Genomic DNA, 13,155 nt, shown 5'->3' on the forward strand with positions numbered 1-13,155 from the left:
GGCGCCTGCCCGGGTGCTGCTTCCGTTGCCGTCACGTTTGTTAGTAGACCTTACGAACAAACCCAGCGCAACCCCTGCGACGAAATTCGTTCAGGTTCTTTACAAACTCGTGACCTGACGGTGGCCGGCCCCGGGCCTCGACGGCGGTCCGCTCAGCGCCGCGCGGCGTCCGTCCGAGCAGCGCCCGTCTCGGCGCGCGACGAGCGCTCGCCTGCGGCCGCGCGCGCATCCCGACGACCCCCGATCGCGCGGAGTGCGGCGAGGATCGTGATGAGGTCGACGACCTCCTGGAGGAGCGCACCGACCGTCGCGGGGATGAACCCGAACGTCGCGACGAGCATGAGCGCGATGCTCACCGCGATGCCGATCCAGATGCTCTGGAGCGCGATCCGGACCGTGTCGCGCCCGATCTCGACGGCCTTCGCGGTGCGCGAGATGTCGTCGACCAGGATCACGGCGCTCGCGGACTCGCTCGCCGCCGTCGCGCCTCGCGCGCCCATCGCGATGCCGACGTCGGCGGCCGCGAGCACCGGCGCGTCGTTCACGCCGTCGCCGACCATGATCACCGGGCGCTCGGCGATGCCGGCGACCTCGGCGACCTTGTCGGCCGGCAGGCACTCGGCGCGCACGTGCTCGATGCCGAGCTCGGCGGCGATGTGGTCGGCGGTCGCCTGCGCGTCGCCGGTGAGCATCATCGTGTGGCGCACGCCGAGTTCGTCGAGGCGGGCGAGCGTCGCCGCGGCGTCGCCGCGCAACCGGTCGCGAGCGAGCAGCGCGCCCGCGTAGGCGCCGTCCACCGCGACGTACACCGCGAGCTCGCCGGGCGCGATCGCGGTGCGACGGACCTCCGGTGCGTGCTCGGCGACGAACGCGAACTTGCCGACCACGACCTCTCGTCCGTCGATGCGCGCGACGACGCCGTTCGTGGCCGCCTCACGTGCGGCCGCGGCCTCCCGCAGGCGGATGCCCCGTGCGGTCGCCGCGTCGATCATCGACTCCGCGAGCACGTGCGAGGAGTACTGCTCGGCGGATGCCACGAGCCCGAGCAGTTCGTCCTCGTCGAATCCGGCCTCGGGCCGCATCGCCACGAGTTCGGGCGAGCCGTGCGTGAGCGTGCCCGTCTTGTCGAACACCGCGGTGCGGGCGCGGGCGAGCAGCTCGAGCACGCCGCCGCCCTTCACGATGACGCCGTTGCGCGCCGCGCGGCTCATGCCGCCGATGAACGCGACGGGCGCGGCGATGAGGAGCGGGCAGGGCGTCGCGAGCACGAGCACCTCGGCGAAGCGCACCGGGTCGCCCGAGATCCACCACGCGAACCCCGCGAGCAGCAGCGAGAACGCCGTGAACGGAACTGCGTAGCGATCGGCGAGCCGCACGACCGGCGCCTTGCTCGCGGCGGCCTCGGCGACGAGCGCGACGATCTGCTGGTACTGGCTGTCGGCCGCGCGCGCGCTGGCGGTGATCTCGATGGCGGCGTGGCCGTTCACCGAGCCCGAGAGGAGTCCGTCGCCGCGGTGCTTCTCGACGGGAACGCTCTCGCCGGTGATCGACGACTCGTCGACCGCCGCCTCGTCGGATCGGAGCTCGCCGTCGACGGGCACGATCTCGCTCGGTCGCACGAGCAGCACGTCGCCGGGCTCGACCTCGTCGACGGGCACGTCGACGAAGTGGTCGTCGACCACGCGGTGCGCGCGCTGCGGCGCCCGGGTGAGGAGCGCGTCGAGTTCGCGCTTCGCGCGACGTCCGGCGTAGTCCTCGAGCGCCTCGCCGCCGGTCAGCATGAGCACCACGATGAGCGCGGCGACGTACTCCCCCACCACGACGGTGGCCACGATCGCGGTGACGGCGAGGATGTCGAGCCCCCAATGCCCGCGCATGATGTCGCGCACCATGCCCACGGCCTGCCACGCCGCGACGCCCAGCGCGTAGATGCTGAAGATCCACGCGACGAGCCACACCTGCCCGGCGAGCGCGAGGACGATGCCGACGAGCCCGATCGCGAGCGTGAGCGCGACGACGGGGTAGCGACGGACGAGACGGATGCCGCGGGCCATGCCCCCCATCCTCGCCCACCCGCCCGATCCGATCGCGACGAAGGTCCGTTCCCGACGGAGGTCCATTTCTGCGGTGGAGTGCCGGTTGATCCCGTACTCCACCGCAGAAACGGCACTCGGATGCGCGCGCGGAGCGCGCGCGGCGGCGCCCGGACACGGCGAAGGGCCGGATGCACGGGGCATCCGGCCCTTCGGAGGCGTTCGAGCGGGGCGGCTCAGGCGCCGAGGCGCGCCTTGAGGTTCGCGTCGATCGTGTTGAGGAACTGCTCGGTGGTCTGGAACTCCTGGTCGGGGCCGACGAGGAGCGCGAGGTCCTTGGTCATGGCGCCGGACTCGACCGTCTTGATGATCACGTCCTCGAGCGTGTGCGAGAAGTCGATCAGCTCCTGGTTGCCGTCGAGCTTGCCGCGGTGCGCGAGGCCGCGCGTCCAGGCGAAGATCGAGGCGATCGGGTTGGTCGAGGTCGGCTTGCCCTGCTGGTGCTGGCGGTAGTGGCGCGTGACCGTGCCGTGCGCCGCCTCGGCCTCGACGATGGCGCCGTCGGGCGTGGTGAGCACCGAGGTCATGAGGCCGAGCGAGCCGAAGCCCTGGGCGACCGTGTCGGACTGGACGTCGCCGTCGTAGTTCTTGCAGGCCCAGACGTAGCCGCCCTCCCACTTGAGCGAGGCCGCGACCATGTCGTCGATGAGGCGGTGCTCGTAGGTGATGCCGGCGGCGTCGAACTTCTCCTTGAACTCGGTGTCGAAGACCTCCTGGAAGATGTCCTTGAAGCGCCCGTCGTAGGCCTTCAGGATCGTGTTCTTCGTCGAGAGGTACACCGGGTAGTTGCGGTCGAGGCCGTAGTTCAGCGAGGCACGCGCGAAGTCGCGGATCGAGGCGTCGAGGTTGTACATGCCCATGGCGATGCCCGAGCCCGGGGCCTGGAAGACCTCGAACTGCTGCGGCTCCGAGCCGTCCTGCGGGGTGAACGTCATCGTGAGCGTGCCCGGGCCGTCGAACTTGAAGTCCGTGGCGCGGTACTGGTCGCCGAACGCGTGGCGGCCGACGATGATCGGCTTGTTCCAGCCGGGGACGAGCCGCGGGATGTTCGAGATGATGATCGGCTCGCGGAAGATGACGCCGCCGAGGATGTTGCGGATGGTGCCGTTGGGCGAGCGCCACATCTTCTTGAGGCCGAACTCCTCGACGCGCGCCTCGTCGGGCGTGATCGTCGCGCACTTGACGCCGACGCCGTGCTGCTTGATCGCGTTGGCCGCGTCGACCGTGATCTGGTCGTCGGTCTCGTCGCGCTTCTGGATGGAGAGGTCGTAGTACTCGAGGTTGACGTCGAGGTACGGGTGGATGAGCTGGTCCTTGATGGCCTGCCAGATGATGCGGGTCATCTCGTCGCCGTCGAGTTCGACGACGGTGCCTTCGACCTTGATCTTCGACAAGGGGCGGTCTCCTTGGGATCTCGTGGGATTGCTTGGGAAGCGAGGAAGTCTCGGGGGTGTCCGACACGCCGCCGACCAGCTTACCGCGTCGACGGAATATCTCGACATCGAGAGATCGAAGCGGCGACGCGCGGCCGCGACGGCACCGCAGACGACCGGCATCCCGCCGAGGCGGCGCCGGCCGGCGGCGTTCCATCCGGTCGCATGAGGGTTACCGGCGCGCCACCTCATGCGGTTAGGCTGCGATGCATGGCTGATCTGCGACTCGAAGAACTGAACGCGACGAACATCGTCGCCGCGAACACCCTGTCGCTGAAGCCGGGCCAGGAGCAGTTCATCGCACCGGTCACCTACGCCGCCGAGTCCTCCGTGGTGAACCCCGCGACCGCGTGGCAGCGCGTCGCGCTCAACGACGACAAGGTCGTCGGCTTCATCCACGGCAACTTCGACCCCGAGAACGAGCACGAGGAGTTCCGGGCCTGCATCTGGCGCATCAACGTCGACGCCGAGGCGCAGGGCAAGGGCGTCGGCCGGTTCCTCGCGCACGCGCTCGCCGAGGAGGCGAAGCGCCGCGGGTTCGACCGCATCACCGTGCTGTGGGAGCCGGGCGAGGGCGGACCGGGCGAGTTCTTCCACCGCATCGGCTTCCGCGACGTCGGCGAGACGCAGTACGGCGACGTCATCGGCGCGCTCGAGCTCGCCGGCTGAGCAGGCACCCGCGACCGGGTCCAGGGGCGACGGATGCCGCGTGACGGCGAGGGCTTCGTCGACGCCGTGCTCGCCGTCGTGTCCGACATCCCGCCCGGCACGGTGATGACCTACGGCGACGTCGCCGCGACGCTCGGCTCGCGCGGAGCGCGCGCCGTCGGCCAGGTCATGGCGCGCTACGGCGGCGACGTGCCCTGGTGGCGCGTCGTCCGCGCGGGGGGCCGCCCGCCCGCAGGGCACGCCGACGCAGCGCGCGAGCACTACGACGCCGAGGGCGTCCCGATCCGGCCGGTCGACGACGCCGACGGCTACCGGATCGACCTCGCGGCCTGCCGCTGGCGCGGCTGAGCGGGCCGCCCGCGCGGAATCGGCTCGCCGCCAAGCCGGTCGTCAGAGGTCGGCGGGCGAGGAGACGACGCCGGGTGCGACGGAGCCCGCCGGGCCCGGCGGGACCTCGGCATCGGGCGGCGCTGCTCCGGGATCGGCCGCCACGAGGAGTCCCGCCCCTGTGGTCGGGAGATCCTCCGAGGCGTCGAGGTGCGCCGGCATCCGCACCGTGACCGTCGTCCCCGCGCCGCGCGGCGAGTCGAGCTCGATCGAACCGCCGACCGCGTCGATGCGGTCCACGATGCCGAGCATCCCCGTGCCCTTCTCGAGCGACGCCCCGCCCACGCCGTTGTCGCGGATCGTCAGCACGAGCTCGTCGCCCTCGACGTACGCCCGGACCCAGGCGCGCGTCGCCTGGGAGTGCTTCGCGATGTTCGCGAGCGACTCGGTGACGGCGAAATAGGCCGTCGACTCGACGAGCTCCGCGAGCCGCCCCTCGGGCTGCACCGCGATGTCGACCGGGACCGGGCAACGCCCGGCGAGCTCGGGCAGCGCGAGCGCCAGTCCGCCCTGCGACAGCAGGCTCGGGTGGATGCCGTGGGCGAGCTCGCGCAGTTCCCTGAGCCCCTCGTTCAGGGTGGCGATCGACTCCTCCAGCTCGTTCGCGAGCGCGTCGTCGGCGGAGGCGCGCGCCGTGTTGGCGGCGATGCGCAGCTGCATGCCCACGGCGACGAGATGCTGCTGCGCCCCGTCGTGGAGGTCCCGTTCGATCCGCCGCCGCGCCTCGTCGCCCGCCTCGACGATGCGCTGACGCGACTGCCGCACCTGCTCGAGCGTCCGCTCGATCTCCGACCTGAGCCGGCCGTTGTCGACGGACAGCCGGAGCGCGCTCGACACCCCGTCGAGCAGGCGCATGTTGTCGGTCAGCACGCGATCGTGCCGGATCAGCGCGATCGGCAGGCCGCTCGGCGAGGCGACCGGCAGGATGCTGTGCCCGCGGCCCTGCTCGGCCGAGTCGATCGGGAGGCCGGCGGCATCCACGTACCGACCGCGCTCCTCCTCCCACCAGAAGACCCGCACCGAGTCGTCGCGGAGCGTGCGCGCGAGCGATTCCGCCCACAGCCCGCGATCGGCGCCCTCGCGCGTGATGCGCATGAGGTCGGCGACCCGCGCGCGCATGTTGCGCGCGTGCGCGATGCCCGCGACGAAGCACACCGGCACCGATGCCATCGCGATGAGCGAGACGGTCTCGAGCGCGAGGTTGGCCGGGGCGCCGGTCGCGTACCGGACCATCTGCGCGGCGAGCGTGCTCACCCACGACAGCAGCGCGACCGGCATGAGGAACGCGACCGTGCGCGCCGGAACGCTTCCGCGGACCCAGCGCAGGAGCAGCCGGAGCGCGATCGCGACCGCGAGCGCCACCCCGACGACCCGGTAGCCGATGTCGACGATCGCGAACACGGTCGGCGCCTCGGCGAGCCGGTACGCGTTCGGCACGCACTCGCAGGGCACCGAGTCTGGTCCCGCGAGCGCGAGGACGGTGAGGAAGTTCACGACGGTCGCCACGAGCGCCGTCGTCGCGATGACGCGATCGAAGCGGTCGCCCAGTCCGCCGCGCGGGTACACGAGGACGAGGATGCCGGCGACCACCGCCCAGCCGAGGTCGACGCCGCGGAGGATCGGCCAGAGCCATCCGAGCGATTCGATCACCGGGTAGAACGCCTGCGGGATCCAGAACAGGACGAACACGATCATGAGCCGTGCGGGCACCGGGTTGGGCCCGATCGCCCATGCAACACCGGCGCACGCCGCGAAGACGAGCGGGACCATCGCGTGCACCGTCGTCCAGGACAGCTCGGGCCGCAGCGCCTCCGGGGTCGCGAGGTAGCCCGAGACCTCCATGAACAGGCTGATCGCGACGACGGTCGCGATCACGGCGGTCCGTAGTGCGATCCGCCCGCGGCGCCCTGGGGTCATCACAAGGGCATCACCTCTGGCCGAGGAGCGTCAGCACCGCGAGCACGCGGCGGTGGTGCTCGGGCGACTCCTCCAGGTCGAGCTTCTGCAGGATGCTGCGGACGTGCGTCTCGACGGTCTTCAGGCCGAGGAACAGGGCCTGCGCGATGCCGCCGTTGGAGTAGCCCTGCGCCATGAGCTCGAGCACCGACCGCTCCCGTTCGGTGAGGCGGGCGAGCGGGTCGTCGGCGCGGGTGCGCTGCACCAGCTGCTCGACGACCTCCGGGTCGACGACCGACCCGCCGGATGCCACGGTCTGCACGGCGCGCACGAGGGTCTGCGGTTCGGACACGCGTTCCTTGAGCAGGTAGCCGGTGCCGCTGCCCGCGCCCATCACGCGGAGTGCGTACTCGGGCGTCGCGTACATCGAGAGCAGGAGGATGCCGATCTCGCTGCCGTCCTGGCGGATGCGCTCCAGCGCGACGATGCCCTCGTCGCGGTGGGTCGGCGGCATGCGGATGTCGAGCACGGCGGCGTCGAGGTCGAGGTCGTCGATCACGGCGAGCAGCTCGTCCCCCGTGCCGAACGAGGCGACGACGTCGATGCCGCCACCCTCCAGCACCTTCGCGATCCCCTCGCGAAGCAGCAGCGCGTCGTCCGCGATGGCGACCCTCAGGGGCCGTTCCTCCGTGCGCTCAACCATTCAGGCACCTCCGATCGAAGGCGTGCGTGAGCCCCCGACGTCCATGCGCCGCCTGCTCCCGACGATACGCGCCGAGCCGACCCCTCGGGGGACCCCGTTGTGGGGACAGTCCCGTGCGCCGGGGGGCACGGCCGTGCCACGCTGGGAGCAGGTCGCGCACCCTGCCCGCCGCGACGACCCCGAGGCGCCGGCCCGCGCCGTCCATCCGAGGAGCGTCATGGTCCGATCCGGTGCGTCGCCGGCATCCGCCCCAGTTGCGTCGACGGCACGCGTCACCACCTCCGAGCGTCCGGTCCGACTCGTCGTGGTCGGCGCGGAGGAGCGCGTCGACGACGTGCTCGAACGCCACCCCGGTGCCACGCCGTCATTCAACCGCACCCTCAGGGTCGCGCTCGCGATGCGCGGAGGCGTGAGCCTCGCCGTCTGGATCGGCGGCACGGTCGCCGAGCTCGACCTGCTGCGTCGCATCCGCCTCTTCGACGTCGGCGACGAGACGCTCGCGCTGGTGCCCGAGACGGCCACGACGCCGCTGACGGCGCCCGTGCTCGCCCGGATGCAGGTGTACGCCGAACTGCTCGAGGCGGCCGGCTACGATCGGGTCGAGTTCGACCTCCTGGCGGGAGCGAGCGCCGGCGGGCTCAACGCGGTCGTCTACGCCGTGGCGCAACGCGCGGGCACCGGGCTCGATCTCCTGCTCAGGACGTGGGGGACGGTCGGCGGCTTCTGGGGGCTCCTCCACCCGCCGGGCGCGCGCGACATCCTGGCCCTCATGCAGGGCGAGCACTACTTCCGCAGCGAGACGGCGAAGGCGCTCACGGGCATCTACGACAGCCGGGACCGGCATCCCGACCTCGCGTCGGAGTACACCGCCGTCGACCTCTCCGTGACCGTGATCGATGCCGGCGACGAGTACGAGGAGGACGCGAACGAGGGGCGCGGCCATTTCCGCTTCGTCGGCCACGACGCGCACCTGCTCGACAACCGGATCCCGGCACGGCACCGCGAGCGGGAGACGCCGGAACGACCGCAACCGGCGGATGAGCGGAGCGACGACCTGGTGAACCTCGACCGGCTGGCGCTCGCCGCGCGCTCGACGTCGTCCCTCCCGGGCGGGTTCGAGCCCGGGCACATCGAGTCGTTCGCGGGCACGGCCGACAGCGGCGACGAGGCCGATGTGCCCGGCGGTCCCGGGATGCGGTTCGCGTTCGCCGGGCATCGCGCGAACGCGGCGACCCCCTACCGGGTCGTCGACGGAGCGGTCTTCGACAACGTGCCCATCGAGCGGGCGCTGCGCGCGGCACGGTCGAGGATGTCGCATCGCCGTGCGGACCGCGCGATGGTCTTCCTCGACCCCGAGCCCGATCCGCCGATCGGCGGGCGTGTCGACTGGGATCCCAACGCGTCGCGGTTCTTCCGCGCCATCAAGGCCATGACCGACAAGCAGTTGAGACGCGAGTCGGTGACGCGCGAGGTCGCGGAGCTCGAACGGTTCAACACCGCCCAGCAGGTCGCCAGGGCGCGATTCGAGGGTGCGGCACCGCTCATCGCCAGCTCCCTCGCCGATCCGGCTGCCGCATCCGCGCGGCGTCGGGCGTACCTGCGCGCGCTCGCCGTGGATCTCGCGGAGCACCTGGCCGAGACGATCGCCGCACCGAGCCTGTGGCAGTTGCACTCCTCGCTGACGCACCGCCGGCGCTACCGCCCGATTCCGCTGGTCGACCTGACCGCGATGGCGGATGCCGCGACGGAACGCGTGTCGGCCCTGCCCGCGACGCACCGTGACGTGTTCGCGCGGTCCCCGCTGGCACTCGCCGACGCCGCCAACTGCGTCCTGGGCTGGGCGCGCGCACTCGAGGGGCTGCCCGCCGAGCCGGGGTCCAGGCACGGCTTCGCGTTCAGCGCCGTCCGCACCGCGGCATACGATGCCCTTGCCGCCGCGATCCGCGATCGGGACCGCGCGACCGCCCGAGTCCTCGAACTGACGGCCGCGTTCGCCGACGGCGACCGGAAGCCCGACGTCACGGACCTGGGCGAATGGGTCGATGCGTGGTTGGCGGAGGGCCGTCGCGAGCGCGAACACGAGCTCTGGGACAACCTCGACCGCGCCGTCGCTCGCCTCCGGATCGCGGCGAAGACGGTCGAGGCCGAGATCGCCGACGGCACTCGACCCCTCGATCCCGCCTGGCAGGCATCCGCCTGGCGTCCGCTCGCACATGCTCCCGTGATCGCGGCCGCCGACCTGCCCCCGCTCTACCACTCGGCCGGAATCCCACCCGCCCTCTCCAACGTGCGCTACTGGGCGATCGGCGTCGATGAGCCGCCGGCCCACGTCGAGGACTTCGATGCGCTCGTGACCGACCGCTGGTACACGATGCTGAGCGCGGTCCTCAGGAAGGGCGATCTCACGGCAGAGCAGGCCGCCGCCTCGATCCGGGCCGCTTCGGAGGCGGAGACGCTCGATCGCGGCTCGAAGCTCGCCGGATACGGGATCGGGAACTTCCTGGGGTTCCTCGCACGGGAGTGGCGGGTCAACGACTGGTGGTGGGGTCGCCTCGACGGCGCAGCGGGGGTGACGCGGTTCTTCGCCTCACTCGCTCCCGGCACGGTCCTCGTCGATCACGCCGTCGAGACCTTGCAGGACGCCGTCCTCGCGCAGGCGGACGACCCCGTCTCCGCAGGGGCAGGGCTCTCGCCGTTGGAACCGCCGCCCCCTGCGGCGCCCGAGCCCGCGACGGCCGCCGCCGCGAGCGCCGCCCGTCGGGGGCGGCTGCGCGCCGGCACCGACACGATCTTCAACCTCGACCCGGCGTACCGGTTCGCGATGGCGTCACGCGCCGTGCGACTCCTCGACCGCGTCGTCGTCCAGCCGACGCGCAGGGGGACGCGGTGGATCGCCGCGGCCGCGCTCGCAGCCCTCCGGCCTGTGCTCGTCCCGCTCCCGACCGTCGTGGACCCGCCGCGACTCGCCCTCGTGTCGGCCTTCGCCGCCGCGGCGGCCTGGCTGCTCACATGGGACGACCTGGAGCTCGAGTCCGGTCCGTGGATGCTGCTCGCGCTGGTCACCGGGCTGGTCGCGGTCGCGATCGTCGTCGGGCGGGTCACGGCGCGATTCCGGCACTGGTCGCGCGTGGTGTCCCTCCTCGATGGAGCCGCCCACGACGATGCGGACGCGGCGCGCCTCCGGGCCCGGCGACCCGCGTGGTTCATGGCCGGCGTCGCGATCGCGAGCGTCGTCCCGCTCATGATCGCGATCATCGGCAGCAACTTCCTGCTCATCCTCCTGTGCCTCGGCGTCACCATCACGCTCGGCACCATCGCGGTGCACTTCGCGACCGCGGCGTCTCGCGCCCCGATCCCGGGCCGCGACGCGCGGACGATCGGGATGATCTCGGTCTTCGCGCTGCTCGGCGGCGTCCTGCCCCTCGTACAGCTCATCGCGGAGCTCACGACGAGGGACGAGACGCCCGCGGTGCTCGAGGTGCCGCAGGAGCTCAACTGGATCGTGCTCGCGATCGGCGGCGCGGCGGCCACGATCGCACTGACGTGGGACTGGCTGCGCATCCGATACCGGCGCCCGGACGACGAGGACGTCGAAGAGCACGAGACGGGCCCGGAGGACGAGGCGGAGCACCCGGACGAGCGCACCGAGGCGCCTGGGCGCGCCCGCCGCGAGCGGCGGAGCTCGCCCGTCAACCTCGTCAACTGGCTGACGGTCACGCTCGCGTCGGTCGCGGCCGGTCTCGCCGCCCACGTGCTCGCGAAGCTCGTCACGGTCGGCATCGCGCCGCTGCTCGCCGACGCCGTCGCCGCGACGCTGTTCATCGTGGCGTGGGCGAACGTGGTGTGGTGGATGCCGGATGCCGTCCGCCGACTCCCGCGGATGGACGATCGGGTGGACCGCGCCCCGCTGGGCTGAGCACACGAGGGCGCCTCGCCCGGCGATGCCCGCGAACCGTCGCCGTCGTTTCAGTGACGCCCCGGACCCGCTCCGGGTGGCCGCCCCGATCCGGTGAGCACCGCCGCCCGCGACGCTTGGCGCATGCTCGGATCGGAACGGGGCCGCGTCGCTCGATGGGTCGCGCGCTACCTGCCGCTCGAGGTGCTCGGCACCATCGCCGCCGTCGGCGGTGCTGCGGCGGCGTACGAGGCATCCGGCTCGCTCGTCGCCGCCGCCGTCGCCGGGACGATCGCGGAGGGCGTCGGCTACTACGCGCTCGTGGTGGTGCGGGGCATCCGCGGGCACCTCGCGTCCAGGCGCGTGCGCCGGCACGCGGGTGCGCCGCGGCGTGCGTTCGTCGCCGTCTCGCTCACGCTCCGCGGCCTCGTCGCGGAGTTCGGTGCGGCCGAGGCGCTCGACACGTTCCTGGTGCGACCCGCGTGCCTCGTCGCTGCGACGAGCGTGCTGGGCCCGAACCCCACCGGATGGCTCGTCGGCAAGCTCGCCGCCGATGCCGTGTTCTACGCCGTCGCGATCGTGTCGTTCGAGTTCGGGCGCCGCCTGATCCTGCCGGACGGCGGGTCGGATGCCGCGGCGCCACCGACGCATCGGTTGAAGGGAGCCGTCGGATGACGCTCGCACCCCAGGCCCCGACGACCCTCGACCGGCTCGGATCGGGCGTGCCGGATCGGCTCGCGGCGCCGAGCGACCTGCGGCCGCGCCGACCCCGTCCGGGCCGACGCCGGCTCGGCTCGAACACGGGCCAGCTGCCGGACCTGCCGCCGCACCGAGAGCTCATCCGGCGCGAGCTCGCCGCGTACGCGCAGCGCATCCGCCTCGGTGCGCTCGTGCGGGAGCACGGGTCGCCGCTGTTGCTGCTCGACGTCGACCGGGTCGCGACGCAGCTGCTCGCGCTCCGCCGCGAACTGCCGGGCGCCGGCATCCACTTCGCGACGAAGTCGCTCCCCCACCCCGCCGTGATCCGCGCGGTCCACGGGTTCGGCGCGTCGTTCGAGGTCGCATCGCGCGGCGAGATCGACCTCCTCGAGCAGGAGGGCGTGCCGATCGGACGGTGCCTGCACACGCACCCGGTCAAGTCGGTGGCCGACATCACGGGCGCCTACCTGCGCGGCATCCGCACCTTCGTCGTCGACAGCCCGTCGGAGGTCGCGAAGTTCGCCGGGCTGCCGACCCACGACGTGGGCGTGCTCGTCCGGCTGTCGTTCCCGAACCCCGACGCGAAGTCCGACCTGTCGTCGAAGTTCGGCGTCGCGCCCGAGGACGCCCCGGCGCTCGTCGACCTGTGCCGCCGATCCCGGCTCGCGGTGCGCGGGTTCACGTTCCACGTCGGCAGCCAGACCACCTCGGCCGCACCGTGGGTCCGTGCGATCGCGACGACGCTGCAGCTCATGCGCTCCCTCGAGGCCCTGCACGGCACCCGGTTCGAGGTGCTCGACCTCGGCGGCGGGTTCCCCGTCGGCTACGACGAGCCGGTGCCGTCGCTCGCCGAGCTGGCCCGCGGCATCCGCCCGGCCCTCGCCGCAGTGCCCGAGCACGTGCGCGTCGTCGTCGAGCCCGGCCGCTTCGTCGCGGCGCCCGCGATGACCCTCGTCACGCGCGTGATCGGCACGAGCGATCGCGCGGACGGGCGGTGGCACCACCTCGACGAGGGCCTCTACGGCGCCTACTCGAACATCCCCGCGGAGGACGTGCACGCGCTCGTCTTCGCGGCCGCCGAGCTCGGCGTGCGACCGCTCGGCGACGACGCGGCCGAGCGGACCGCGCGGCGCGTGCTCACGCGCGTCCGCGTGCCCGTGACGCTCGCAGGACCCACCTGCGACAGCGTGGACGTCGTGGCGCGCCACCTGCCCCTTCCTCCGCTCGCCGACGGCGACCTGCTGGTCTCCCCGATGATGGGCGCCTACACGTGGGCGACGGCGACGGGCTTCAACGGCATCGCGCGGACACCGGTCGTGGAGGTGTCCGCGGCCTGATCGCCGACGACCGGGCGGATGCCTCGGGCTCGCGCCCGAGGCA

9 protein-coding genes are annotated in these 13,155 nt (G+C 72.5%); 5 read left to right on the forward strand and 4 right to left on the reverse strand.

The window, feature by feature from the left end:
- Nucleotides 1-152 precede the first annotated feature (152 nt).
- Entirely contained in the window at nucleotides 153-2,054 is a 1,902-nt protein-coding gene (locus ACFVHK_RS16705; RefSeq protein WP_376929798.1) for a heavy metal translocating P-type ATPase, read from the reverse strand.
- 215 nt (nucleotides 2,055-2,269) lie between these two features.
- On the reverse strand, nucleotides 2,270-3,487 hold the full coding sequence (locus tag ACFVHK_RS16710) for an NADP-dependent isocitrate dehydrogenase (RefSeq protein ID WP_376929799.1): 1,218 nt from the start codon (nucleotides 3,485-3,487) through the stop codon (nucleotides 2,270-2,272).
- Nucleotides 3,488-3,736: 249 nt separating this feature from the next.
- On the opposite strand from ACFVHK_RS16710, the gene ACFVHK_RS16715 reads away from it, so the two are divergent.
- Complete coding sequence (locus ACFVHK_RS16715; protein WP_129235471.1) at nucleotides 3,737-4,195, forward strand: GNAT family N-acetyltransferase; 459 nt, start codon at nucleotides 3,737-3,739, stop codon at nucleotides 4,193-4,195.
- 33 nt (nucleotides 4,196-4,228) lie between these two features.
- A complete protein-coding gene (locus ACFVHK_RS16720; protein WP_376929800.1) occupies nucleotides 4,229-4,543 on the forward strand; it encodes an MGMT family protein in 315 nt (104 codons plus the stop codon).
- Between the two features lie 42 nt (nucleotides 4,544-4,585).
- On the opposite strand, the gene ACFVHK_RS16725 is transcribed toward ACFVHK_RS16720, so the two are convergent.
- A complete protein-coding gene (locus ACFVHK_RS16725) occupies nucleotides 4,586-6,457 on the reverse strand; it encodes a sensor histidine kinase (RefSeq protein ID WP_376929801.1) in 1,872 nt (623 codons plus the stop codon).
- Between the two features lie 52 nt (nucleotides 6,458-6,509).
- On the reverse strand, nucleotides 6,510-7,181 hold the full coding sequence (locus ACFVHK_RS16730) for a response regulator (protein ID WP_376929802.1): 672 nt from the start codon (nucleotides 7,179-7,181) through the stop codon (nucleotides 6,510-6,512).
- Between the two features lie 217 nt (nucleotides 7,182-7,398).
- Here ACFVHK_RS16730 and ACFVHK_RS16735 point away from each other — a divergent pair, with 217 nt between their 5' ends.
- From ACFVHK_RS16735 to ACFVHK_RS16745, 3 genes are all read left to right on the forward strand, one after another.
- Nucleotides 7,399-11,097, forward strand: a complete 3,699-nt coding sequence (locus tag ACFVHK_RS16735; protein WP_376929803.1) for a DUF3376 domain-containing protein — start codon at nucleotides 7,399-7,401, stop codon at nucleotides 11,095-11,097.
- 123 nt (nucleotides 11,098-11,220) lie between these two features.
- Entirely contained in the window at nucleotides 11,221-11,751 is a 531-nt protein-coding gene (locus ACFVHK_RS16740) for a hypothetical protein (RefSeq protein WP_376929804.1), read from the forward strand.
- Nucleotides 11,748-13,112: a type III PLP-dependent enzyme gene (locus ACFVHK_RS16745; RefSeq protein ID WP_376929805.1), complete on the forward strand. Its 1,365-nt coding sequence runs from the start codon at nucleotides 11,748-11,750 to the stop codon at nucleotides 13,110-13,112. The genes ACFVHK_RS16740 and ACFVHK_RS16745 overlap by 4 nt, the downstream gene beginning before the upstream one ends.
- Nucleotides 13,113-13,155 lie beyond the last annotated feature (43 nt).

The organism is Agromyces binzhouensis (genome assembly GCF_042672355.1).
GTDB lineage: Bacteria > Actinomycetota > Actinomycetes > Actinomycetales > Microbacteriaceae > Agromyces > Agromyces binzhouensis.